This is a genomic window from Limosilactobacillus mucosae (assembly GCF_013423865.1).
GTDB classification, from domain to species: Bacteria; Bacillota; Bacilli; order Lactobacillales; family Lactobacillaceae; genus Limosilactobacillus; species Limosilactobacillus mucosae.
Window position 1 is genome coordinate 1460418 of the sequence record NZ_CP058954.1, and the last position, 24927, is coordinate 1485344.

Below are 24927 nucleotides of genomic sequence, written 5' to 3' on the forward strand. Positions count from 1 at the left end.
AAAAATCCTTCCCTTGGCATCGCTTTGCAACGGTGCTAAAAATTCTTTTTCGCTTCGTCAAAAACTTTTGACAACCAGACTAAATTGTACCACACAACCCGTGCTCATGGCCCCAGTCCATCAAAAAATGGCGACTTGCCGGCCGCCATTTTTGCTTATTTTAAATTACTCAAGAAATCCTCGACCTGCTGCTTGGTCTTGCGGTCCTTGTTGACGAACCGGCCAATTTCTTGACCATCACGGTAGGCAATAAAGCTTGGAATGCCCATGACGTTTAGTTCGGTTGCCAAATCCAGATTTTCATCACGATCAACGGCATAAAACTTAAAATCGGCAAAATCCTTTTCGACTTCTGGCATGGCAGGCTTGATAAACTGGCAGTCAGGGCACCAGTCAGCAGTAAACATCAAGACGACCTGCCCTTTCAAATATTTTTGCAGCTGTTCAGCATTAACTTTAGGCAAAGCTTCCATCACAGAACACCATCCTTTTACTTATTTTATGTAAGTATAGTCTACTACAAGTTGAAAGACAATGCATAATGATCTGCCTTTGTGTTAAAATTGTTACATCCAATCTACTTTGGGTCAAAATATGGCATAGGCTAAACGAAAGAAGCGATTGAAATGAATGATTCAAATGGTTCACTTAGCCCATGGATGATCCCGCTTACCTTAGGTGCTTCCGGTATTGCGGGCTTCTTTGCCGGCAAGCTGGTGGGCAACCGACGGCGTTCCGCAAACACGATCTTAAAAATGATTACCAATGATTTTAAACGTGAAGGCACGGTTGAGGGCAGCTGGATTGATCATCAGCCGATTCCTTATCGTCAGTTTGCCGTGCGAACTTTGGTATATCGCGGTGGCATCCGGCGCTTTGAAGACGATCAGCTGGTCAGCTACGAATTCTTGGCAGATGCCAGTACTGGTACGCTGCTGAAACTAAAGCGCATTGACAATTAAGCAACACAAAAGGCTGTTGGATTTCTCCAACAGCCTTTTTTTGCACCATCTATCTGAACATGATGCATGGCCGATTGTCATTCATAACTGCCGATTATGATTTAATTGGAATCTTTTGATGTAATTGCACTATAAACTGCGGTCAAAGCAATCAATTTTTACTGAGATTGGAAACATCAATGGCGGAGTGGATGGGCATCGCATTGATGATCTAGATTTATCATTTGGCACGACAACCACTTAATCAGCCAAGCTGCACACTATCTTGACCAAGCAATGATTTGTCGTATTGAAGCTTAACATTATTTAATGCGTTTATCGCTATTAATGGAGTCAGCATCTGCATCAGCGGTTGAATGGGGTCCCGCCGAAAACATCGTGCACTAAGCGATTTTTCGTGATGCAGCATACTTGATCTGACAAATTATCAACTATTTATCTTTGCTTTTCTAATGTACCCGGACATAATCAGCAGTCATCTTCGGGTTCCCCCCTGAATGACAATTAAAGTATAGCGGTTAAAAACGTTTTGCTCCTATCAAAATCTAACCCTCTTGAGCATGCAAAATTGATAGTTTCTCCGTAAGGTTTTCTGCATAAGCAGTCGTGCGCAGGCGATATAGGCTGGTCCGCAAGCGTTCGATTCCTAAAAAAGGACTATCCAAGGTAATTAAAAAACGCTGGTTGTTTGAATTGGTATCAGCCAAAAGCTCCCAAAATTCATGGTCAGCTAAAATCATGCTTTGCGGTACTTGCTTGATCTGCTTAAGCTGCTCGGCGCTAAAATAACTGCAGCTGCTGATTTGAAGGCGATTGCCAAATTCTTGACGCACCATTTGAGCCACTACTTCATAATCAGCCCGCGACTTGGTAAAGATATATAACGGCGTGGCAGGAAGCTGTTCTTCAATCAGTGGCAGCAACTGTCGCGAAAAATACTTGACCTGATTATCATCAACCAGATCTGACCAATGATTTTGCCGGCACCACCTCATAACGATCATTTTCACCAGCTGATCGGTCAATCTCTGCGACTTGTTTTCCGTTTGATAGTCCAGCTGACGTTCAATTACCAGATTCTGCAGACCGCCCATAAAGTGCAGGCCAAATCCATTAACCGTTTCTTTAAAGGCTGCCGTTTTGATCAGCGGCTCTCCCCATAACGCGGCAAAAGCATCCGTCAGCTGTCGAATCTCCGGAAGCTGCTGCAGGATCTCGCGAAACGTTGCTCGCTGCAGGCTCCAGGCATCATCACGAAACAGCTCGTTGGCAACCGTCAGATAGACCAGGTATAAATAGTCATGATCAAGCGGCGTCAGTTCAAATGACAATTGCGGCTGCAGATATTCATCAACCATGCGTTCCAGCTGCTGATGCGCCTTTTCTTGACAGACCGCCCGCCAGAAATTATCGGTTGGCAATTCCAAAGACTGATCATGTCGCAGCCAGGCCAAAGCGATTAGATGATCAAACATGGCAAATGCTTGCGGCATCTTATCCAGTAGCGGTTTTACGCCGGGGTTGGCTGCAATGACGAAATTTTTTACGATCTGCTGACTGGCTGAACCGAAATCTACGCAGTCAATACCATAATGACAGCTTAATGCCGCAATCAAGTAACGCTTGCGATATTCTTGACCGCAGATCTGACCGCGTCGAATCGTCAGACCAACCGTCTGCAAAAAATCCTTGCATTGCCGCTGCAGCCGGTAAAAAGTCGGCTCAGAAAAGTAGTGCTCCTGACAAAACGTCGTCACCGAGCGTCCCCGGTGATTGAGCAGATAGGCCATCACCTGCAGTACCTCAGACTTTTGGTAGAGCTGTTTTTTTAGCTCAAACAGCTGACCCGGGCTGGTTAAAGAAAGCGAGACAACCGCATCATTGATCTGAATGCATGCTTTCGGCTGCAGTTCTTGATTTAATGTATTCAGTTCCTTTCTAAGCCGGGGCTCGGGAATTCTGATCAGCTCTGCCAGATGATGCAGCGTTAGCCCTGAACGATCAAACAGCAAGGTCAGCAGATGAACGCTCACCACAACGTCATCTTCCAAAAAACGTTCCAGCATCAGTTGGCACCTTTTTCACGCAGTTTCTTAACCAAGCTGGCAGCACTGCCCTGATCAATTACCAAAACGTTGGCATAGCCCGCTTTCAGTGCTCCCGCGGCGGCCTGCGTCTTAGCTGGATTGGCAATTACCAGCACGCGCTGCGGAATTTTTTTCAGCTGTTCCAGGTCAATGCCGATCGTCCGCTGATCGATCTGTGGTGCTACAATGCTGCCATTTTGATCGATAAAACGCGAAAAAACGTCACCAACCGCATGCTGCTGCAGATACTCCTGCTCAGCTTGACTGAAGTACCCTAAATGAAACAGCAGTGCCGAATCTCGTACCGTTCCGACCGTAAAGACCGCGATATCGGCTTGTCGACCAAGATCCATGATGTATTTGATATGCGTATCCTGCTCAACCAGCTCTTTAGTTTCTTGGTGATCAAAAATAACTGGCAGCGGCAGATACTGTGGCAGCGTGTGAAAAGCACTGGCAAAAGCATTGACGCTTTCAAAGGCATAGTTTTTCTGCTTGGTATTGGCAACGCTGCCCTTTAACTGAACCACCGTGACCCCATGCACGTCTTCAGGCGATAGATGCTGGGCAATGGCATGGATCGTTTTTCCCCAGGCCAGCCCAATTGTGTCATCATCCTTAACGATTGTCTCGATGTATTCGGCAGCAGCCGCGCCAACCAGTTCCAACAGCTCGCCACTGGCCGTCATCTCTGAAGGTACAACAATGACTTGGTCTAAATGATAATAGTCCTTTAGCTCCGCGGCCAGCTGCTGAGTCGAAACCAGCGGATTGCTGATCTTAATCTGGACAATCCCGCTTTCTCGTGCGTATTGCAGCAATCTTGATACCGTGGGCCGTGAAAGATTCAACTCGGCTGCGATTCTACTCTGCCGCCAGTCATTTTGATAATAGAGCTGCGCGACTTTAACGCTTAAAGCCCGCTTATCAGTTTCATCAATCATTATTCCCATCCACTTTCTGATTTTGTGCTGTTTATATCAATTCTACTAAAGAAAAGACGGCCCGTCAGTAACGGACCGTCTTTTTTAGTAATCGATCATATATCAATCAGCTTGGGCAATCGCCGTTTCCAGACTGATTTTGATCATGTCGTTAAAGGTCTTTTCACGTTCAGCGGCCGTTGTTTTTTCTTGACTGCCAAACAGCAGATCACTGACCGTCAAAACCGAGAGCGCTCTAAAATGCAGTTTGGCTGCCAACAGATAAAGTCCTGCTGATTCCATTTCTGTACCGATCACGCCATAATCAGCCAGCTTCTTCATATCAATATCATCATTGTAGAAACGGTCGGCAGCAAAGATATCGCCAACCTTAGGCTCAATCCCCATGTTCTTAGCCACGTGATAAGCCGTGTCAAGCAGCTTAAAATCAGCTAACGGGGCAAAGTGAACGCCAGCTGCAAACGAGTTGGCAACGACTGCCGAATCAGTTGAAGATCCCGAGGCTAAACAGACATCCCGCAGCTTGACGCCGGGAGCCATCCCACCACAGGATCCGACCCGGATAATCGTCTTGACGCCATAAAAACGTACCAGTTCATTGATATAGATCGACATGGAAGGAATTCCCATCCCCGATCCTTGAACCGAGATGCGATGGCCCTTGTATTCGCCTGTGTAGCCAAACGCGTTGCGCACGCTGTTGACCTGTTTAACGTTGGTCAGGAAATTTTCGGCAATATATTTAGCCCGCAGCGGATCCCCTGGCAGCAGAACCGTTTCAGCATAATCACCATTTTGTGCTTCAATATGTGGCGTACTCATTGGAATTCCTCCTCGTATTTTATAAATAATTCCTATTCGATCGTCTCGTGAATCAAAGTTGGCTGCTGAGCTGACTCTTTAATCGCAACGGCTTGATCCAGCAGTTCTTTGACGTCATCAATATCTTCACGGTTGCTCCAGATCGTCATGATTGATTCGCCTTTTTGAACCGAATCGCCAATCTTTTTATGCAGCTCAATCCCAACCGCATAGTCCAGCTGATCATCGGCTTTTTGACGACCGCCGCCCATCAGCATGCTGGCCATTCCAATCTCATCTGCGGTCAGCTTGGCAATTACGCCGCCTTTTTGAGCAGGATATTCAATTTGATACTTGGCATGCGGCATCAGCGAGTAGTCATCAACCACGTTTGGATCACCATGCTGAGCCTTGATCATTGCCTTAAAGCGAGCCAGTGCCGAACCATCAGCAATCGTCTGTTCCAATTTGGCGCGGGCTTCTGCCAGACTGGCCGCCTGCTGTCCCATCACGACCATCCGGCTACCCAGTTCCAAGACCAGCTCCAGCAGATCTTTTGGTCCTTTGCCCTTTAAAAGATCCAGCGTCTCTTCAATTTCCAGCGTGTTGCCGATTTTGGATCCTAAAGGCTGATTCATATCTGAGATCACGGCTTCACACTTCAATCCAGCCTGTTTGCCGATTGCTACCAATGCTTTAGCCAGTTTCACGGCGGAGTCCTCAGTCTTCATAAAGGCCCCGGCACCGGTCTTAACGTCAATTACCAAAGCATCGGTTCCGGAAGCCAGTTTTTTGCTCATAATTGAACTGGCAATCAATGGAATGGAATCAACCGTATCGGTAACGTCACGCAGAGCATAGATCTTTTTATCAGCTGGCGCGACGTCACGCGTTGCCCCAACGATTGCCAATTTTTCTTCAGCAACCTGCTTGATGAAATCCTGCTCGCTTAATTCAACTTGAAAACCTGGAATAGCCTCCAGCTTGTCTAATGTTCCACCTGTATGGCCAAGTCCGCGACCTGAGATCATTGGTACCGGAATTCCCAGTGCGGCGACCATCGCAGCTAGTGGCAAACTGGTTTTATCGCCCACGCCGCCAGTTGAATGCTTGTCAACTTTAATCCCAGGAATCTTAGACAAATCAAGCCGCTCACCAGAATGCATCATTTTCATTGTCAGCTGCGTCTGTTCACGATCCGTCATCCCCTGAAAATAGATCGCCATCAGCAAAGCACTGATTTGATAGTCAGGCAGCGAGCCGTCGACCACGCCATCAACAAAGAATTGCAGCTGCTCATCGCTCAAAACGCCGCCATTGCGCTTTTGGTCAATTACATCCACCATTCGCATGATGAATCCCCCTTTATAATTAGCTAGTTTTCAATCGTTGATAAAAAGCTCGTGCCAACTTGATTGCCGGTAACACCAAAGTTTTCCATGATCGTTGCCCCCAAATCAGCAAACGTCCCACGCGTTCCCAACGACTGGCCTGGGTGCCTCATTGACGGCGAGTAAGCTAGCAGCGGCGTCACTTCTCTGGTATGGTCCGTACCGCGGAAGCAAGGATCATTGCCATGGTCAGCCGTGATCAAAAGCAGATCGTCTTCCCGCATGTTTTCAAGCACCGTTCCCAAGCGTTGGTCGAAGTCCATCAAAGCCTTGCCAAAACCTTCTGGATTGCGCCGGTGACCATACATAGCATCAAAATCGACTAAATTAACAAAGCAGAAGCCATGAAAATCTTCTTTCATTACATGGTCAACATGGTCCATGCCATCCATATTGCTTTCATTGTGATAGCCTTCCGTAATGCCATGACCAGAGAAAATGTCATTGATCTTACCGATTCCAATGACGTCCAGACCAGCTGCCTTCAAATGATCCAGATCAGTCTCACCAGTTGGCTCTAGGCTGAAGTCATGCCGGTTAGCCGTTCTGACAAAATGATCCTTGTCTGGGCCAACGTATGGTCGTGCAATAATCCGGCCAACCGTGTATTCAGGACCATTGACCAGTGTCCGCGCATAACGGCAGATGCGGTAGAGTTCTTCAACCGGAATCACGTCTTCATGCGCCGCAATCTGCAGCACCGAGTCGCCCGAAGTGTAGACGATCAAATCACCGGTTTTCATCTGCTGCTCGCCGTAGTCATGGATAACCTCCGTCCCTGAATATGGCTTGTTGACAATCACCTTACGACCAGAAAAGGCTTCCAGTTTTTGAATGATGCTGTCAGGAAAACCGTTTGGGAACGTTGACAACGGCTTTTTAACCGGCAGCTCCATCATTTCCCAGTGACCATCCATACTGTCCTTACCGGCCGAAATCTCAGCCATCTTGCCAAAGCAGCCCATTGCTGGATCAGCTGTCGGCACGCCTTGAATCGGATCGGCCGGGCGAATGTTGCTTAGTCCCAGTTTGGCTAAGTTAGGCAATGCCAGCTTGCCTTGATACCATTTGCCAATGTGGCCTAAGGTATCGGCACCATCATCACCAAACTTCAATGCATCAGGTGCCTCGCCAATCCCTACAGAATCCAAAACAATGCCAAATACTCGTTGATACGTCATAATCTTTCCTCCCCTGAATCGATCTTAAGCGACGTTTCAAACCAATTTTATTGCCGAGCAGCTTCTTCTAGAATTTGGACCGAAGCGGAAACTCCCAAGCGGTTTGCTCCTGCTTCGATCATTGCATAGGCTTCATCTAAATGATGAATACCACCCGAAGCCTTGATCTTAAAGTCGGGACCAACTGCCTTGCGCATCAATGCCACATCTTCAGCTTTGGCACCGCCAGTTGAAAAGCCGGTTGAAGTCTTAACAAAATCGGCTCCGCCAGCTACCGTCAGCTTAGAGGCAATCGTTTTTTCCTCATCAGTCAACAGGCAGGTTTCAATGATTACCTTCAAAAGCTTGTGGTGAGCGTGGACAGCTTGGGCAACCTCGCGAATATCCTGCTCAACGATTTCTTGGTGACCAGATTTCAATTCACCAATGTTGATGACCATATCAATCTCATCAGCACCGTTTTCGATGGCATCAACTGCTTCGGCAACCTTGATCTTAGTCGTGGAAGCCCCCAGCGGAAAACCAATGACCGTGCAGGTGTTGACATCCGTATCCTTCAAGCGATCAGCAGTGTGCTTGACCCAATATGGATTGATGCAGACTGAAGCCGTGTTGTATTTGATAGCTTCGTCAATGCATTGGTCGATCATTGCTTGAGTGGCGTTTGGCTTGAGCATCGTGTGGTCCATGTATTTGGCTAGTTGTGCTACTGTAAGTTTCATTTTTGTAACCCCTTTCATTAGTGAACGCTTTTACTATACCACGTTTTGAAATAAATTCCATACTTTTATAGAAATTATTTTCCTAAATTGCATGAACAATTTTTAAAAGCAATTAAAAACGGCTCTGCCATGGGAGTTATCCCGTGACAAAGCCGCTTAAAATATAATCTTCTTTGATTGGCATCCAACGCTTTCTGCAGTTGATAAAAATTCAGCCACATCTTTTATTCAATAAATTCTGCATAATGATATACGATAAAATCATCATTACCTGCTTTCCCGCAAACGATTGGTATCGTTAAATCTGCCAGGCAGCTCCGCAAAATGACCAAACCAAAAATCTGGCAGTGATGTTGAATCAATGCCAGACTGTACCGTTTCAATATTTAAGCAAAGTGAGCCTTCAGTTTGTAGATTGGCTGCCCTTTTGCCGCAAATTTTTGTTCATATTCCGTTTCAACGTTATTTTCATTTTCATCACTATGATGCAGATCCAGCCAGACACCATCATACTGCATGCCATAATTATTCATGCTGACCAGTGAAAACTCAAAAAAGCCCATGTTGTCAGTCTTTAACTCAATCGTTCCCTTTGGCACCAAAACCTTTTCATAGTTTGCCAAAAAGGTCTTGTAGGTTAATCGACGCTTGGCATGTCGCGATTTAGGCCAAGGATCGGAAAAGTTCAAAAACAGCCGATCGATCTCACCGTCCGCAAAAAACTCATCCAAACCCGCTCCATTGGCACAGATAAACTGCAGGTTTGGCAGTTCTTCATCTTCCAGCGACTTTTTCAAGGCAATCCCAGCCACGGTGGAAACCACGTCTAAACCGATAAAATTAACTTCCGGATGCGCCTTGGCCATGCCGATTGCAAACTGCCCCTTGCCCATGCCGACTTCAAGCCAGATTGGCTGCTCTTTGGCAAAACGGCTCTGCCACTTGCCTTTAAATTGAGCCGGATCAGTGGTGATTTTTTCAGGATGGGCCTCAATCAGTGGTTCTGCCCATTTTTTGTGTTTTACTCGCATTGGTTATCCTCACTTTTGCATTTTCTTTTTGAAATAAAAATTAATCAGCCAGTACAGCTCCAGACCGCCTAGAATCAGACAGCTCAATAGACTCATCCAGTCAAATTCAGTACCAAGACTGGCCAAGATCAGCAGCAGACCCAAGCTGATCATGACCTTTTTTAAAAGCGCCTGGAAATCAGTCAGCTGCGTTGTTTGCTCAATCGGGTAGAGATGGGTAAAGACATTGTTTTGGTAATGCTGTGCAAATGGCATCAGCTGCATGGCAATCAAATAAATAAACAGCAGTGCCAGTAAGCAGCGCAGCCAGCCCAATGGCACGAAGAATACGATCAGCATCCCGACGATCGTCAATCTGCCTACCAGGCTGCTGGTTTCCGTATCCCGCAAAAAGCCGCGTGCGTATAGGTAAGACCAGGCATGATCAGGAATCGTCAGCCAGTGAATCAAGCCATTGGCCCAAGTTCGCCGCTTGATCCCACCTTTAACGCTAGGCACGTCGGTAAACAGATTAAAGAAACGATAAACGTCATACATCCGCTTCTGCTCGGCATCAACGGCCGCTCGCCAGTCCAGATCCTGCTTTTGCAACCCAATCTTAATGACCAGATAGATCAACACCGCACTCCCGCAGCCCCAGACCGGCGCAATCAGCCAGCTGAGCATACCGATTAAAAGCGGTGCGATCCATTGTCCCAGCCGTAATTGCTTGGCATACCGCGACCATTGCAGACTCAACTGGGCTTTGGCCAACTCCATCCAGGAAAGCTTAGCAACAAAGCCTGCCAAGAGCAATTCCAAAATGGTTAGCGCGGTCAGTCTGATGTCAATCAGAGCTAAGGGCAGCGCGATAATCAAAAGCCCCAGCGACATCAGCTCGCCCAATATTAGACTGTATAAAAACGCCTGGTTGAGGTATTTCTTGATGCCATCAGACTGCGGCAGCAAAAATACGGGATCGGCTGGTTTCAGCAAAGTAGCAAAGCGGCCGACCTGCATTACCAAGACGAACCATAAAATCAAAAGCCAGCGAATCCACCATATGCCAGGGCTGAGCGTCTTGAGCCATTGCGCATAGGTATAGGCCAGTGCGCCAATCATAAAGAACAGCGCAATCGTGAATTGGTCATTAAATACCAGCCGCCAATACTTCATCAGCCGCAGCAGATGGGCTTGCCGCCGTTTCTTAAAAAGACTATTCATCGCTCTCATCCCTTGCCAAGCGCAGATAAATGTCATCCAGCGTTTCTCCGGCGCCAGCGGCTTTTTGCTGCAGTTCCTTTAGCGTACCATGCGCCTTTACCTGACCATGTGCCAGCAGAATAAAGCGATCACAGTAGCGCTGTGCCGTGTCCAAAACGTGCGTCGACATCAAGATACCTGCTCCCTGTGCCTTTTTTTCCTCAATCAGATTCAACAGGTCATGAACTGCCAGTGGATCCAGGCCATAAAACGGCTCATCGACAATGAACAGCTTGGCGTCCGTCATAAAAGCACTGACGATCATGACTTTTTGCTTCATCCCCTTGGAAAAGTTGGCCGGAAACCAGTCCAGCTTATTGTCCAAGCGAAAGATTTTCAGCAGCTGATGGGCGTTTTGCCAAGTCAGATCTCGATCCAGGCCATATGCCAGCATCGTCAGTTCCAAATGCTCTTTTAGCGTCAGCTCATCATACAGGATCGGCGTTTCCGGCACATAGGCGATTTGACGCTTATAAGCCGCGGCGTTTTCCTGCAGATTTTGACCATTTAAAATAATTGATCCTGAAAACGGCCGTAGCAAGCCGATAACATGATTGATCGTCGTTGACTTGCCGGCCCCGTTTAAACCGATCAGGCCGACCAGTTCGCCTGGCTGCACGTTAAAAGAAACGTCTTTTAAAACCGGCAGCTGAGAATAGCCACCCGTTAAATGTTCAACTTCCAGCGCCATTGTCATCCCTTCTTTGTCTTTCTTGCTTGCCTAACCGAGTAATTATACCATACTGATTATAATCGACTAAGGGTGCAGTTTTTGGAAAATTCGTTTATACTTAAAAAAAATTGAAAAGAGGTATTCTCAGAATGGAAGATTGTATTTTTTGCAAGATTATCAATGGTGAGATTCCTAGCTACACGGTCTACGAAGATGATGTCGTCAAAGCCTTTTTGGACATTTCGCAAAACACGCCTGGCCACACGCTGGTCGTACCCAAAAAGCACGTTCAAGACATCTTTGAATATGACTCCGACTTGGCAGCTGCCGTATTTAGCCGGCTGCCAAAGATTGCCCGGGCCATTCGCGACTCCAACCCTGACATCAAGGGCATGAATATTTTAAACAACAATGGCGCCGTAGCCTACCAGTCCGTTTTCCATTCCCACATTCACCTGATTCCGCGCTACAGCGACCAAGATGATTTTGGCATTACGTTTTCGGACAACTCGGGCCAATATGATGAGCAGAAGTATCAAGCTGTTCAACAGGCGATTATCGATCAATTCGGTGACTAGTCATGTTCGACGACTTCAAAAACGCTGGTCGCGATACTTTAAGCGCCGCTAAGAATCTACAGACGCAGCTGGTTAAGCTTAATCAGAGCGTAATCAAGCTGAATCAGGCAATGGATGGCGTCAGTGAGTTTACCCGCGCTGCCCAGCATGCCATTGATCTTTGGCAGTTTAAAAATGAGCCGCGACTGATCAAGATCCAAAAACTGTTGTCAAAATATCAAGCATAGCCAAAATGGGACCCCCTGCCTTTAGACAAGGAGTCCCATTTTAATTTTTCCAATGCTGCCAAAAAAGGATTGCATATCAGATGCAATCCTTTTTGATTAATTGCTGGAGCTGGAAGCCGAGCTCGAACTCTTGCTGGAGCTGGAAGTCGAGCTGGTTGAACTGGAGCTGGTCATCAAGTATTCATCCAAGATGTTCTTCAAGTCGCTGTCCTTGATTGAAACATTGCCCTTCTTCAGAACCTTGGAGACAACGTTTTGCAGGAAAGTCGAATCATTCATGTTTTCTTCGACGATCTGCTGCTTCAATTGAGCGATGTGGTTGCTCTTCTTACCCTTGGCTGGGTGCTTGATCATGTAGATGACTTGGTAGCCGCTGTCGGTTTTGACCGGCGTCGTCGTGTATTCGCCAGTCTTAAGCTTAAAGGCTGCCTTCTTGTAAGCTGAGTCAAGCGAGGTATCAGTGTTGTCAAAGGCTGCTACCTTACCACCATTGCTCTTGTTTGAAGTATCCGTTGACTTTTCCTTGGCCAGTTTCTTGAATGCCTTGTACTTGTCGCCGGAAGTGTTGTTCAGCTCGTCAATGATTGCCTGAGCATCAGACTTTGAGCCAACCAGGATCTCTGCTGTCTGAACCTTTGGCTGGTACTTCTTCCATTGCTTGTTCAAAGCCTTGTTGGAGAAGTTGGAGTAGTGGCGAACGGCCGCTTGCAAAAGCAGATTGGAGCGAATCTGCTGCTTAAGCGTCTTGGTAGTCAGGCCATTTTGCTGCAGAACGGTTGAGAATGATGAACCGTATTGCTTCTTGTAGGCATTGTATTCACTGTTGACCTTGCTCTTGGAGACTTGCGAGCCATACTGCTTTTCCAGTACCTTATCCAAGATCATCTGCTGCAGCACCTGCTTACCAGCAGAAGTCTGCTTCATGCTGCTGTAGTATTCGCTTTCGGTAATCTTGCCACCGCTAGTCGTTGCAACAGCCTTATTGCCACAGGCAGCCAATGGCAGCATTAAAGAAATTCCGGCTAAAATTGCCAAAGCTTTTTTCTTTGCGTTCACTAAATTACACATCCTTTAGTTTGTTAAGAATTTACTCGTGATAAATTTACCAATCTAATATAACACAACCGATCCCAGATTAAACCCGGCTTAGACAATGTTTAGCTTTTCTTCAAAGTTTCTTCATTGGTCGGTCGATAAAAGCGGCGATTATCCAAGCTGAACAAACGATCCGTATACTCGCCAGGCGCGGTTTGCCTCAAGGCCGTCTGAATCGTCATGATTGAGGCATCCAATTCATCTAGCTGATGCAGAATCTCGGCTTCCAAAAGCTGGGGCCGCGCCGGTGAGCCATATTCCAGCAAACCATGGTGAGAAAGAATCATATGCCGCAGCAGAATTACCTTGGGTGCCTCGGGATCAAGGTCCAGCTCGTCACAGGCCTGCACGATCTCGCCGTCCAGAAGCGAGATATGACCAATCAGGTTCCCCATCACGGTATATTGGGTCGCGATCGGTCCGCTCAGTTCAATGGTCTTGCCCAGATCATGCAGCATTGCCCCAGTATAAAGCAAGGCAGCATTGATTCCCGGATACTGAGCCTCAACCGAGCGCGCCAGCCGTAGAATTGACAGCGTGTGAAAGGCCAGACCGCCTACAAAAGCATGATGATTGCTCTTGGCTGCTGGATAAGAGAATAGTTTGTCGCCGTGCTTGCTAAACAGGTGCCCGGCAATCTTTTTCCAAACCGGTTCATCGATCAGATCAAAAAACTCGCGAAAGCCTGCTTTTAGCTGGGCCGTCGTTTCTGGAGCCCGCGGAACGAACAGCAGCGGATCATGCGGCTCATCGTCACCAGCCAAACGAATTGTTTCAATCTTGATCTGGGGCCGGTCGCGATACGTTTCGCGCTGGCCTTTAACGCTGACGACTTTGCCAGCCTGCAGTTCGGCAATGTCTTTTGGTGACGCATCCCAGCGCATTCCGCCAATCTCACCGGAAGCATCAGCCAAAGTCAGTGCCAGGTAAGGCTTACCGGCACTGGTAGTCTTAGCTGCTGCTTCTTTGATCAGGGCAAAAAGCTGCATTTCCTCGCCATCTTGGTATTGAGCAATCAATTTGGCCATTTTTTCACCGCCTTTAAAAAACGGAACCGCAAGCTACGATTCCGTTTTAAAAACTATTTTTCCGCGCCGCCGTTTTGTTCCGGCATAGCTTCGCGATACAGTTCCGCAATTGGTGCCGTAATCGTCTTGCTGATCTGTTGAATCATGTCGTCAAGCTGGCGTTCTTTAACCATCAGATTTTTAATGGCGTCTTTTTGACCAACTTCTTTAGCCAAGTCTTGAACTTCCTTGATTTCTTCTTCCGTCAGCTGAACGCCTTGCATTTGCTTTTGTTGAGCCTGCATCTGCTTTTCTTGGAATTTTTGGAAAGTACCAAATGCATCCTCATCCTTTTTAAGTTCTGCAAAAGCTTCCTTCAATGCTTGGAATTCCTGCGTTTCCCGCATTTGGCGCTCCATTTCGTTTGCCGTGTCGTAGATATTGACAACCATAATCGGCCTACCCCCTATAATTCATTGCTTTTTAGATTGTAACATTATGCACCGCTTAAGGCAAAGCTACTGAAACATCGACTGCAAAGAGCTCCACCAATCGCTGGCCTTTTGCTTGAGCGTGCTGCCGCTGTCGTTTAAGTTGTTGGCAAAACTGCTCCACCAACTGCTGCTGGTCTTATTTTGCTTAGCCGTAGCCTTAGCCTGCGCATCCTTGACCGTAAACTGCGTGTCGGCTGTTTCTGGCAGAATCGCGCTCATTTCAGCCTTGTAGAGCACACTGATATTTTTGCTGGTAACATCGGCCAACTGCTGAGACTCAGTCGTACTGTCATAGCCTTCCCAGGTTGCAACGACAATGTCTGGCGTGTAGCCAACGATCCATTTGTCGCGATCACCATCGCCAATTCCCGAGTCAGTCGTCCCAGTCTTGCCGGCCAGCTCATAGCCGTCTGGTTTTGCCGATACCCCGGTTCCATGCTTGAAGACGCCCAACAGCATGCTGGTCATCTCGTTGCTGATCTTTTTAGAGATGATCTGCTTAGCGGGTTTGGCTCGATAACGCTTGATCACTTTGCCGTTTGCATCCTCGATCTTGACGATATAGTGCGCAGTTGGCAATTTACCGCCATTGGCAAAGACCGAGTAGGCACGGGCCATCTGCTGAGGCGACACGCCGTTTGACATCCCACCCAGCGCTAAAGCCAGATTCTTGTCGCTCTTTTCAACCGGTAGTCCAAACTTCTCAGCCATCTGGTAGCCGGCATTGACGCCAATCTTGTTCAAAAGCCAGACTGCTGGAGCATTGAGACTCTCATACAGTGCTTTGTACATTGGCACGCTGCCGCTGTATGTGTTGTCATAGTTTTTCGGCGTATAGTGATTGCTGCCATAAGACGTCTTTTTGTCCTGCAGCGTTGAGTCATAGAAATATCCTTTTTCCAGTGCCGGTGTGTAGACGACGATCGGCTTAATGGTTGATCCAGGCTGCCGCCGCATTTGGGTTGCCCGGTTGTAGCCTCTAAAGACGTGCTTGCCGCGACCGCCAACGACTGCCGTTACTCCGCCAGTCTTGGGATCCATGGCAATTGAGGCTGATTGAACCATCGTTGAGCCGGTGGAGCTGTCTGGGAAGTTGCTGTCGTCATCATAGGTATCCTGCATGGCCTTTTGCTGATTTTGATTCAGCGTTGTGTAGATCTTGTAGCCATTGTTCATAATGTCTTTTTCTGACAGATGGTAGGTATTGACGGCCTCGCTGATTACGGCGTCAAAGTAGTATGGATACTTATAAGTGTCAGGACTGGTATAGCCATTGGTAATCGTTAGCGGTGTCTTTTTATAGGCATCAGCCTGCGACTGGGTCAATTTCTTGTTTTCGACCATCAGCTGCAAGACCACATTCCGCCGTGACTTGGTGGCCGCCGGGTGCTTGACGGGATCATAAATTCCTGGCGAGGTCAGCATCCCTGCTAGCGTGGCCGCCTGGGGAACCGTTAATTCGCTGGCGTCTTCGTTAAAATAACGCTTGGCCGCGTCCTGCACGCCCCAGACGCCATTGCCAAAGTAGGCATTATTGAGATACATAGTGAGAATCTGTTTTTTGGAGTATTGATTCTCAACCTCAATCGCAATGAAAATTTCCTTGGCTTTCCGCGAAAAGGTCTGTTCCTGACTCAAAAAGGCATTTTTTACCAATTGCTGGGTCAAAGTCGAACCCCCGCCTGAAATATAGTCACGACCCAATAGCTTGTTTTTGACCAGCAGCAGTGCCGCCCGTCCCAAGCCGCGAACCGAGAAGCCGTGCTCTTGATAAAAACGACGATCCTCAGTTGACAGCACTGCGTCAGGTACGTTTGCAGAGATCTTGCTAAGCTTGACGTAGGTTCCCTTTTGCGAATAAAGACTGCCGGCCGATTTACCCTTGCTGTCGTAGATCATGGTCGGCTGTTCCAATCGTCGCTCAAGATCCTTAACATTGGCTGTCTTGGCAACAAACGTCAAATAGATGCTGATCACCAAAAACAGCGACATTAGGACAACGATAATCCAGCGCGTCAGCTGAAAACGATGCCATAAATACTTAAAACGCGTCCAAAAAGCATGCCAGGTCTTGCCCAGCCAGGCTTTAAAACGTACTTTCCAATCAGATATTGGTTGTTTCATTTAAATTTTCCTCATGCTTGAAATTCACCACGTAATTTTATCACAATCAGTCCTTTTTGGGATCAGTCGCCAAGTCAGTCCATTAAAACTTATCCAAAACGCAAACAATCATGCTTGAAACTCATCATTGAAGATCAGCTGCCGGTATCGTCAATTTATCAAAAAAGCTCCTCACTTCAGTCATTGAAGCAAGGAGCCTTCTTGATTGATTTGATCTGGTCAGAATCGATAATCGTCTGGTTTCAATTGCCAGCAGTTGTCAGCCCTTAAGCCATTGAGATTGACTACATTTCGTCTGGAGCCTTAACGCCCAGCAATGCCAGAGCAGACTTCAAAACATCACTGACTGCTTGAACCAGTGCCAGCCGCGCCAGCTTTTGGTCGTCGTCAACCAGGATCCGCGTATGAGCGTAGTATTGGTTGAAGGCTTTGGCCAGTGACAGAGCGTACTTGCCGATCAGGGATGGGTCGTACTTAACAGCTGCCCGCTTGATCGTTTCTTGGTATTGTCCCAAAAGCTTGATGATGTTCCATGATTCTTCATCATTAAGCTTCAAGTCGGCACCAGCAAGATCTGGGTTGCCCGCCTTGCGCAGCAGACTCTCAGCCCGAGCATGCGCATATTGAACGTAAGGACCGGTTTCACCTTCAAACTTAACGGCATCTTCCAGCTTGAAGTTAATTGAGTTGGTCCGTTCGTTCTTCAAATCATGGAAGACGATTGCGCCGACGCCGACTTCTTGAGCAACTTGATCGGCATTTGCCAGGTCAGGGTTCTTTTCGGCAATTTGTTGACGAGCCAGCTTGATGGATTCGTCCAGCACTTCTTCCAGTTGAACGACATTACCCTTCCGCGTTGACATCTTCTTACCATTCAGCGTCATCAGACCAAATGGAATATGGTGAATCTGCTTAGACCAGGTAAAGCCCATCGTCGCCAGCGTAGCCTTTAATTGTTGGAAGTAGTAGCTTTGTTCAGCCCCAACAACATAAAGCGACTGTTCAAAACCGTACATCCGCTTTCTGAACAGGGCCGTAGCCAGGTCACGCGTCATGTACAGCGTTGAGCCGTCTGACTTTTGAACCATGGCTGGATTCAAGTCGTACTTGGACAGGTCAACGATGCCGGCACCACGACTCTTTTGCAGCAAATGCTTGTCGTTGAGCAGCTGCAGGATTTCATCCATCTTGTCGTTGTAGAAGGCTTCACCATTGTAGGAGTCGAATTGAACGTCCAGCATATCGTAGACCTTCATGAAACGCTTCAAGGATTCAGCCCGGAACCACTTCCACAGACGAACGGCTTCTTCATCGCCATCTTCCAGCTTCCGGAACCATTCACGACCAGCTTCGGCATATTCTGGGTGTTCGTCGGCTTCCGTGTTGATCTTAACGTAGTATTTTTGCAGCGTATTGATTGGGTCAGCCTTGACAGCTTCTTCATCGCCCCACATTTCGTAGGCGGCCATCAGCTTACCAAATTGGGTCCCCCAGTCGCCAAGGTGGTCAATCTTGATTGGGTTGTAGTTGACCTTCTTCATGATGTTGGCAATTGCGTTACCGATAACCGTCGAACGCAGGTGACCCATACTCATTGGCTTGGCAATGTTTGGTGAAGACATGTCGATCGTAACGTTGGCTTGGTGACCAAGATCCAAGTCACCGTAATGTTCTGGGTCAGCCAAAATTTCCTTTAAGATCCCTGCGCCGACATTGGCCTTGTCCAAGAAGAAGTTGATGTATGGACCAGCTGCAACGACTTTTTCAAAACCAGTTTGGTCGATCTTTTCAATCAATTCACCAGCAATCATTTGTGGTGCCTTGTGCAGCTCCTTAGCCAAAAAGAAGGTTGGGAAAGCGTAGTCCCCGTTCTTGCTGGTTTTTGGCCGTTCCAACTTATTTTTGATGTCTTCAATGCTCATATCTGGCAATGCAGTCTGCAGCGCCGTAGCAACCTGTGTCTTTTCGTCCATGTTTAACCTCCTAAATAAAAAAACGTCTCCAACGAACCCCAAAGTCCATTAGAGACGAGAAATTTCCCGCGGTACCACTCTAGTTGAATGTGCAACATTCCACTCAAATGATATTTAAATGTCTTACCAAAGCGCGTTCAAGAGACCAGCTGCACCTGCCTTCCAGCAACGCAGGCTCGCTTGCCAGCGGCTACCTCTCTAATATTCTTCAGCTTTTTATACAATTTCAGATTATACCAGTTCAATTAAAAAAGGCAAGTTACATGTTTGTTACGAGAATGAATTTTTTCACGCGATTCATCTTCTCAGCTCGTGCGTTTTTAAGATGCCGAATCTTTTAGTCGGGCGATCCGTTTTTCCAATGGCGGGTGCGTATCAAACAGCTTCATCAGCCAATTTCCTTGCTTGGCATTAAAGCAGATGGCATTGGTGGCCGCATCGTCAGTTGGCATCTGGTGATCATCATTTTTCAATTTCTCAAGTGCACTGATCAAGCCACTAGGATCACGCGTTATTTCTACTGACCCGGCATCAGCCAGATATTCGCGCTCTCTTGAGATGGCAAAAAACGCGATCTTAGCCAATGGAATCCCAACAATGGCAATCAAACCGCCAACTACTGCCAGGCTGGCCCCGATCATCCAAAAGATCAGCTTGATGATCCCGGCCCTGGTTTTGACGGTCAGCAATCCCAGACCAGCAATCAGCAGCCCCCATCCTGAATAGCGAACCAGCTCAAGCAGCGACATCGCAATCGTGGTAACTCGGATATCATAGTTTTTGATATGCGCCAGCTCATGTCCCAAAACACCGCGCAGTTCTTCGTCATTCATCATTTCAAGCAGTCCGCTGGTTACCGCTAAACTAGCATGCTCAGGGTCGCAGCCGGTCGCAAACGCATTGGGACAGTCAATCGGCAATAGATAGATTTTGGGCATTGGCAATCCACTGGCCAAGCAAAGTTCCGTCACCAGCTCATAAAGACGCGGGGCAGACTTTTCATCGACCTGCCGACCACCATTGATTTTCATCAAAACCGTCGCCGAATGCCAGTAAAACCAAGCCAGATAACCAAAACCAGCCAGCCAAAAGATCCACATCCAATCGGTACCAAATGCCCAAGCAAACACTAAGCCAACCGCCAAAACGATAATTGCCATAAAAATCAGCAGCCAAATCGTATGCCGGCGATTACGAGCAATCTGTTCAAACAGCATTTTTGCTTCCCCCTATGCATTAATTATAATCCAAAAAGGAAACGATCTTACGCCCAGCATTATTTCAAAATGTGCAGATAGGTGCGTTTGCCCAAACTTGTCTGCAATCTGCATGCTGATGGGAAAGCCGTGGTCCTCATCAAGTCTTTTCAGTTGATGGATGGGGCTGCCACCATAAATTCAGTCGTCAGCTGCTTTTATGATCATCAGCGAACTGCCTTTGTGAAGAAAATAAGGACTTAATCGGCTATTGGCCAAGAGATTACCTACTATTGGGGGCTTTTTGATCAATAGTAGGTAATGAATGTTAGGATACCCTAACTCGATATACATTGATTTTTACCTACTATTACATCGCTTTTTTGAAAAAAGTAGGTAATGAGATTTTCGTCAGATGTTTTATACAAGATTTTCTGCATAATAATCGTCATGATGGCAGTTTTTGATGTCATTAAAATTATCGGATAAATAAAAAAGGGATGAGCAGTCTGCTCATCCCTTTCAACTAAGCGGGTAACGAGAATCGAACTCGCGACACAACCTTGGGAAGGTTGGGTTTTACCACTGAACTATACCCGCAAAAGCTAAGTAAAAATAACTTACTTAGCAAGTATACCTCATTAATTTAAAAATGTCATCAAGTAATTTGATTTTTTCAAACTAATTCTTGTCGGCTGGCTTTTCAATGCGTACCTTTGAAGAGCGTCGTGCCCGCGTCGCCTTCTTACCAGTCGTCTTTTTAGCCTCTTTTTCGGCTTCTTCTTTCTCTGCTTCCACTTCGGCTTCCTTGTCTTCTGTCGTCCGTGGAACCGCCTTTAACATCTTGGCCTCATCTTTGCGAATGATTGCGCGACCGTTCAATTCGTTGACACCGCTCTGGTCAGACGGATCGTAGTCTTGAATGGCAATCATAATCGAGTTTTCATAAACCTTTTCGACTTCCCCGGAAAAGTCATGATCCATGGGGCCAAACTTCTTGCCTTTGACAACATCGCCAATCTTGTAAAGCATGCAATTCACCTCGTCAATTTTCCCGATTGATAGCAATACATGATAGTTTACTCTTTTTGCGGCAAAATTCAAGCATCACGTATCAAACCCGGTTTTATCAGGTAAAAAATGATAAAATTTAAACAACTAAAACTTTAAAAAAGAGGCCTTTCAAATGATCAAAACCCTAACTTTAATCGATGCCATCTGTGCAATTGCTCTTTTCGTCACTGCTTTTATGGGACTGCATGCCAAAATGGAAAAGCGCGTCAGTGACTGGTTCGTCCTCACGCGCTTGGCATTGATTGTCGCGGCCATTACGGCTCTGGCAACGACGCTAATGTTTTTCCGTCTGCATCCGCTGCTGTTTGTCGGCCGTATCATTTGGTTGCTGGTCGTGCTGCTTGCAATTGAGGCCGCCTTTCGACAAAAACGCGAAACCTTTGGCAGTCCCTGGCTGTTTGGGGCTACCTACCTGATCTTAATCATCAACGTCATTATCAATATTTGGTAATCAAAGCCAATTAATCAGGTTTTATCCGTCCAACGCCGCAAGAATGACCTAACGATGCGACCGATCTTAGTCAGTGCCGATACTGTTGATCAGCCGCGCTGCCAATATCCAGCCGTAATCGTATCGATCATTTTTACCAGCTGACGCGTTTCTTCGATGTCATGAACACGCAAGACCCGACCACCATGCAGATACATGTAGGTTTCCGCAATCAGCGTAACCGGCAGCCGCTCATCTTTTGGCAGATCAAACAATTTCTTGCCAAAGCCCTTGCGTGAGATGGCAACCATGATCGGCCGGTTAAGGTAGCGGAATTCATCAATATTGCGCATCATTGCATAGTCCTGCTCACCATCGGCAACCTTAGAATAGCCGATTCCCTCATCAATAATTACCCGATCCAGGTTAATGCCGGCTTCTGAGATCTTAGCCAGGTTATGCTCAAAGAAGTGCTTCATTTCAACGGTCAGATTGCCATACTCGCGGTCCCGGCTGCTGTGCATCGTTACCAAGCCAGCGCGACTGTTCTTTAACAGCAGCAGTTTCCGCTGATCGTCAAAGGCCTGCACGTCGTTGATGATATCAACACCCATTTCCAGAACTCTTTCCATCACCGGCAGCTTATAGGTATCAACGGCAATGGCTACATTGGGGAATTCTTCCTGCAGCATTTTGATTCCAGGAACGATCCGCGCCAATTCCTCTTCTGGCGAGACTTCTTTAAAGCCCCCCGGCTTGGTGGTTTGACCGTTAACCTCGATCACATCGGCACCTGCCGCAACCATTTGCCGAATATGTTCACGCATGGCTTCTGGAGTATTGTAGCGTCCGCCATCATAAAACGAGTCGGGCGTAATGTTCATAATGCCATAAATGATTGGCTTGGCCGAAACGTTAAAGTCAAACCGGCCCGCCCGCCAATATACGGTATGATTGGCCGCAATCTTAGCTAGCGAGCGGCACAGCTCCTCATCAGCCGGCCATTTACTGGTTGCACGGTGAGCCATTAAATGAAAGGCCGTCAGTGGCAGCATGAACTCAACCTTGCCTTTTAAATGCGCAATGGCAGCATCAAAATGATTCAAAAAATGGGCAACTTGATTGGTCAGTTCATCATCTTTGCATTCCCAGGTTAAAAAAAGCATCTGCTGATTATGAGCCAGCTTGTCATAAATTGCTGAGGCCAGCGGAGACAGGTTAGCAATGTTTGTATTTTCAACAATTTTCATTTCGATGTTTCCTCCATTAGGTCTAAAAGATTCTTAACGGCACGGCTGCGATGACAATAGGCAACCCAACTGGCAAAATCCATCTCGGCCAGCGTATGATCAAGACCATTTGGAATCAGAATGCGGTCGAATCCTGAACCCTCATTACCATGCTGAGCTGTGGCAATCGTTCCGCTCAATTCTCCATGAGCAATTTGAACGACTTGACCGTTTCTTGCCAGTGCAATTACGGTTTTCATGACAAAATGTCGGTCATGACCATTAACCAATTGAATAATACCATCATTCATATCGCTTTTGGTGGCAAAATGCGGGGTTAGCTGACGCGCAGTCTCAATTCCAAACTTTTGCGGAAAAGCTTTCAATTCAAGTCCAGAGTCATCGGCAATCACGTTTTGATCAGGCAGCAGCCGGCTGATGAACTGGGCTTTTTTTGTGGCGTTTTCTTCGTAGCTGCGCTTGCCTTCTGCTGGAAATTCTTGCCGCACCGTCAATTGATCATAGGCAATTCCACGGGTGCCGTAAAATTCCAGAATTTGACCGATTTCGCGCTGCTTGGCTGGATTATGAGTTGCAATTACAAAACTCTGTGTCGTCATCTTAAATTCTCGCCTCAATTTCTTTGATCAGATAAAACGATCCTGTTACCAGCACCATACCGCTCGGGTCTGCCAATGCAACGGCTTTTTGATAGGCAGTCCAGGCATCATCAATCACCATGGCAGTCGGCAGATACCGATGCAGCTCTTCAGCTGGCAGAGCGCGTTTTGGCTGATCTGGTGTTGCCAAAATAATCTGGGCATCCAGCTGCGCGTATTGCCGAGCCATTTGAGCAACGTTTTTGTCCTTTAAAAATCCCAGTACCAAGACTAGTTTTTTGGGGTATCCCAATTGATTGAGTGTTTGAATCAGCCGTGATGCCGCGTCAGGATTATGCGCGCCATCCAAAAAACATAAAGGATGCGTACCGATCTGCTGCAGACGCCCGGGAATCGTAATCTGCGCCAACACTTTCTTGATCTGTTCTGCTGTGATCTCTGTACCGGTTTGATTCAGCCAATCAACAGCCATCAATGCAGTTTTGAGATTATCCAGCTGAAAAGCGCCTAAAAGCCTAAAACTGCATACTGAGTCAATGGCTGCCGTCTTGATCTGCAGCTGTGTTTTCGACCAGCTTTGATCCAACACCTTGATTGCAGCCTGCTTTTCACTGTCCAAAAAGCTCACCTGGCATGCCTGCGCCTTTTTTAAAATCTCTTGAAAAGCAGCCGGTTCTTGGTGTGGCGCTAAAATAACCGCTTGACTGCCCGGTTTGATGATGCCAGCTTTAGCCTGTGCGATGTCTTTGATGGCGGGTCCTAAAATTCGCGTGTGATCAAGCGCAATGTGCGTAATGATCGCCAGTTCGGGAGCCTCAATCGCATTGGTGGCATCATTTTGACCGCCCAAGCCGCACTCGATGACGGCCCAGTCAACTTTCTGGTCGGCAAAATACTGCAGCATAATCAGCGTCCACCATTCAAAAACGGTTAGATCAGCCGTTGATAGATCATCAGGCAGCTGCCGTTTGATTTTTTCATAAACCGCAACATAATCCGCGCGTGTAATCATTTGACCATTGACTTGAATCTGTTCACGCTGATCAACCATTACTGGACTGCTGAAATGACCGACTTTTAAATTCGCGGCCCGCAAAAAATTAACGATCAGACTGCCAGTCGATCCCTTGCCGTTGGTCCCAGCAATATGAATGATTCGGTACTGACGCTCAGGATGATTCAGCTTTGCCAACACCCGCCTGAGCATGCCTACCCGATCGTTGTCGCCACCACGCATCTGTGGATTTAGACTGGCAATGATTCGTTCATAGCTCATTTGACCAGGTCCTTAGTCTGCATTAAAAACTCTTTGCGCAGTGCCAGGTCATCTTTAAACTCACCGGTAAATTTAGAAGTATAGGTAAACTGACCGGTCTTATTGATTCCCCGCATCTCCATGCACATATGCCGAGCTGCGACCTTGATTGCAATTCCTTTAGGGTTTAAGATCCGCTGCAGCTCATTAGCCAGCTCAGTGGTCAGCCGCTCCTGCATTCCAGGCTTTTTAGCGACAAAATCGACCAGCCGCGGAATCTTGCTTAGGCCGATGACTTTGCCGTCGCGTGGCACGTAAGCCACACTGACATTGCCAAAGAACGGCAGCAGATGATGCTCACACATTGAGTAAAACGGAATCTGCTGGATCAGGACCATTTCTGGCTGATCATCAACATGAAAAGTCTTATAATTGCTGAAGTCTTCTGGCTGGTGGTTCAAAGAGGCAAAAATTTCAGCATACATCTTGGCAACCCGCTCTGGCGTCTCTTTAAGGCCCTCACGCTGCGGATCCTCGCCAAATGCCTCTAAAAGCTCACTGACCGCGTGCTTGATTTTTTCTTGATCCATA

Annotated in this window: 25 protein-coding genes and 1 tRNA gene; 4 read left to right on the top strand and 22 right to left on the bottom strand. The window is 47.2% G+C overall.

Annotation, left to right across the window (positions count from 1 at the left end; all coding sequences use genetic code 11):
- Nucleotides 1-155: 155 nt before the first annotated feature.
- The gene (locus H0G69_RS07225; protein ID WP_006500073.1) at nucleotides 156-473 is read right to left on the bottom strand and encodes a thioredoxin family protein; all 318 of its coding nucleotides are present in this window, start codon (nucleotides 471-473) and stop codon (nucleotides 156-158) included.
- A gap of 153 nt (nucleotides 474-626) precedes the next feature.
- Here H0G69_RS07225 and H0G69_RS07230 point away from each other — a divergent pair, with 153 nt between their 5' ends.
- Nucleotides 627-962 carry a hypothetical protein gene (locus H0G69_RS07230; RefSeq protein ID WP_033935312.1) on the top strand — a complete coding sequence of 112 codons (336 nt, stop codon included), beginning with the start codon at nucleotides 627-629 and terminating at the stop codon, nucleotides 960-962.
- 545 nt (nucleotides 963-1507) lie between these two features.
- Here H0G69_RS07230 and H0G69_RS07235 read toward each other — a convergent pair.
- The 9 genes from H0G69_RS07235 to H0G69_RS07275 form a co-directional block, all read right to left on the bottom strand.
- Nucleotides 1508-3028: a helix-turn-helix domain-containing protein gene (locus H0G69_RS07235; RefSeq protein WP_180304553.1), complete on the bottom strand. Its 1521-nt coding sequence runs from the start codon at nucleotides 3026-3028 to the stop codon at nucleotides 1508-1510.
- Nucleotides 3028-3993: a DNA-binding transcriptional repressor DeoR gene (locus H0G69_RS07240; RefSeq protein WP_420890829.1), complete on the bottom strand. Its 966-nt coding sequence runs from the start codon at nucleotides 3991-3993 to the stop codon at nucleotides 3028-3030. Before H0G69_RS07240 ends, H0G69_RS07235 begins: the two co-directional genes overlap by 1 nt.
- A 102-nt stretch (nucleotides 3994-4095) precedes the next feature.
- Nucleotides 4096-4815 carry a purine-nucleoside phosphorylase gene (gene deoD / locus H0G69_RS07245; protein ID WP_006500078.1) on the bottom strand — a complete coding sequence of 240 codons (720 nt, stop codon included), beginning with the start codon at nucleotides 4813-4815 and terminating at the stop codon, nucleotides 4096-4098.
- A gap of 32 nt (nucleotides 4816-4847) precedes the next feature.
- Nucleotides 4848-6146 (bottom strand): pyrimidine-nucleoside phosphorylase, encoded by a 1299-nt coding sequence (locus tag H0G69_RS07250; protein WP_048345306.1) that lies wholly within the window; start codon nucleotides 6144-6146, stop codon nucleotides 4848-4850.
- 23 nt (nucleotides 6147-6169) lie between these two features.
- Nucleotides 6170-7366, bottom strand: coding sequence for a phosphopentomutase (locus H0G69_RS07255; protein WP_180304554.1), 1197 nt, complete (start codon nucleotides 7364-7366; stop codon nucleotides 6170-6172).
- 47 nt (nucleotides 7367-7413) lie between these two features.
- Complete coding sequence (deoC, locus tag H0G69_RS07260) at nucleotides 7414-8088, bottom strand: deoxyribose-phosphate aldolase (protein WP_033935315.1); 675 nt, start codon at nucleotides 8086-8088, stop codon at nucleotides 7414-7416.
- Between the two features lie 386 nt (nucleotides 8089-8474).
- Nucleotides 8475-9119: a tRNA (guanosine(46)-N7)-methyltransferase TrmB gene (trmB, locus tag H0G69_RS07265; RefSeq protein ID WP_006500083.1), complete on the bottom strand. Its 645-nt coding sequence runs from the start codon at nucleotides 9117-9119 to the stop codon at nucleotides 8475-8477.
- Between the two features lie 9 nt (nucleotides 9120-9128).
- A complete protein-coding gene (locus H0G69_RS07270; RefSeq protein WP_180304555.1) occupies nucleotides 9129-10322 on the bottom strand; it encodes an ABC transporter permease in 1194 nt (397 codons plus the stop codon).
- Complete coding sequence (locus H0G69_RS07275) at nucleotides 10315-11052, bottom strand: ABC transporter ATP-binding protein (protein ID WP_270362035.1); 738 nt, start codon at nucleotides 11050-11052, stop codon at nucleotides 10315-10317. Before H0G69_RS07275 ends, H0G69_RS07270 begins: the two co-directional genes overlap by 8 nt.
- A gap of 131 nt (nucleotides 11053-11183) precedes the next feature.
- Between H0G69_RS07275 and H0G69_RS07280 the strand changes: the two genes are divergently transcribed.
- Entirely contained in the window at nucleotides 11184-11612 is a 429-nt protein-coding gene (locus tag H0G69_RS07280; protein ID WP_033935318.1) for an HIT family protein, read from the top strand.
- Nucleotides 11613-11614: 2 nt separating this feature from the next.
- Nucleotides 11615-11839 (top strand): hypothetical protein, encoded by a 225-nt coding sequence (locus H0G69_RS07285; RefSeq protein WP_180304557.1) that lies wholly within the window; start codon nucleotides 11615-11617, stop codon nucleotides 11837-11839.
- A 96-nt stretch (nucleotides 11840-11935) separates the two neighbouring features.
- Here the strand turns inward: H0G69_RS07285 and H0G69_RS07290 are convergent, their stop codons facing one another.
- The 8 genes from H0G69_RS07290 to H0G69_RS07325 all read right to left on the bottom strand — a co-directional run bounded on the left by H0G69_RS07290 (nucleotide 11936) and on the right by H0G69_RS07325 (nucleotide 20760).
- A complete protein-coding gene (locus tag H0G69_RS07290) occupies nucleotides 11936-12895 on the bottom strand; it encodes a peptidylprolyl isomerase (protein ID WP_338124761.1) in 960 nt (319 codons plus the stop codon).
- Between the two features lie 101 nt (nucleotides 12896-12996).
- Nucleotides 12997-13962: a 3'-5' exoribonuclease YhaM family protein gene (locus tag H0G69_RS07295; RefSeq protein ID WP_180304559.1), complete on the bottom strand. Its 966-nt coding sequence runs from the start codon at nucleotides 13960-13962 to the stop codon at nucleotides 12997-12999.
- Between the two features lie 53 nt (nucleotides 13963-14015).
- The gene (locus H0G69_RS07300; RefSeq protein ID WP_006500091.1) at nucleotides 14016-14393 is read right to left on the bottom strand and encodes a YlbF family regulator; all 378 of its coding nucleotides are present in this window, start codon (nucleotides 14391-14393) and stop codon (nucleotides 14016-14018) included.
- A 66-nt stretch (nucleotides 14394-14459) separates the two neighbouring features.
- Nucleotides 14460-16559: a PBP1A family penicillin-binding protein gene (locus tag H0G69_RS07305; protein ID WP_180304560.1), complete on the bottom strand. Its 2100-nt coding sequence runs from the start codon at nucleotides 16557-16559 to the stop codon at nucleotides 14460-14462.
- Nucleotides 16560-16843: 284 nt separating this feature from the next.
- Entirely contained in the window at nucleotides 16844-18532 is a 1689-nt protein-coding gene (argS, locus tag H0G69_RS07310; protein WP_074505204.1) for an arginine--tRNA ligase, read from the bottom strand.
- A 320-nt stretch (nucleotides 18533-18852) separates the two neighbouring features.
- Entirely contained in the window at nucleotides 18853-19749 is an 897-nt protein-coding gene (locus tag H0G69_RS07315; protein ID WP_180304561.1) for a M48 family metalloprotease, read from the bottom strand.
- Between the two features lie 508 nt (nucleotides 19750-20257).
- Nucleotides 20258-20328: transfer RNA gene (locus H0G69_RS07320), tRNA-Gly, on the bottom strand.
- 81 nt (nucleotides 20329-20409) lie between these two features.
- Nucleotides 20410-20760, bottom strand: a complete 351-nt coding sequence (locus H0G69_RS07325; RefSeq protein WP_180304562.1) for a hypothetical protein — start codon at nucleotides 20758-20760, stop codon at nucleotides 20410-20412.
- 154 nt (nucleotides 20761-20914) lie between these two features.
- On the opposite strand from H0G69_RS07325, the gene H0G69_RS07330 reads away from it, so the two are divergent.
- Nucleotides 20915-21253: a hypothetical protein gene (locus H0G69_RS07330; protein WP_180304563.1), complete on the top strand. Its 339-nt coding sequence runs from the start codon at nucleotides 20915-20917 to the stop codon at nucleotides 21251-21253.
- An 89-nt stretch (nucleotides 21254-21342) separates the two neighbouring features.
- Here the strand turns inward: H0G69_RS07330 and folP are convergent, their stop codons facing one another.
- From folP to folE, 4 genes are read right to left on the bottom strand one after another with little or no spacing between them, the layout of a single operon-like run.
- Complete coding sequence (gene folP / locus H0G69_RS07335; RefSeq protein WP_180304564.1) at nucleotides 21343-22482, bottom strand: dihydropteroate synthase; 1140 nt, start codon at nucleotides 22480-22482, stop codon at nucleotides 21343-21345.
- Nucleotides 22479-23081 (bottom strand): non-canonical purine NTP pyrophosphatase, encoded by a 603-nt coding sequence (locus H0G69_RS07340; RefSeq protein ID WP_006500099.1) that lies wholly within the window; start codon nucleotides 23079-23081, stop codon nucleotides 22479-22481. The genes folP and H0G69_RS07340 overlap by 4 nt, the downstream gene beginning before the upstream one ends.
- A 1-nt stretch (nucleotide 23082) precedes the next feature.
- The gene (locus tag H0G69_RS07345) at nucleotides 23083-24357 is read right to left on the bottom strand and encodes a bifunctional folylpolyglutamate synthase/dihydrofolate synthase (protein WP_180304565.1); all 1275 of its coding nucleotides are present in this window, start codon (nucleotides 24355-24357) and stop codon (nucleotides 23083-23085) included.
- Complete coding sequence (gene folE, locus H0G69_RS07350) at nucleotides 24354-24926, bottom strand: GTP cyclohydrolase I FolE (protein WP_180304566.1); 573 nt, start codon at nucleotides 24924-24926, stop codon at nucleotides 24354-24356. The genes H0G69_RS07345 and folE overlap by 4 nt, the downstream gene beginning before the upstream one ends.
- Nucleotide 24927: the final 1 nt, after the last annotated feature.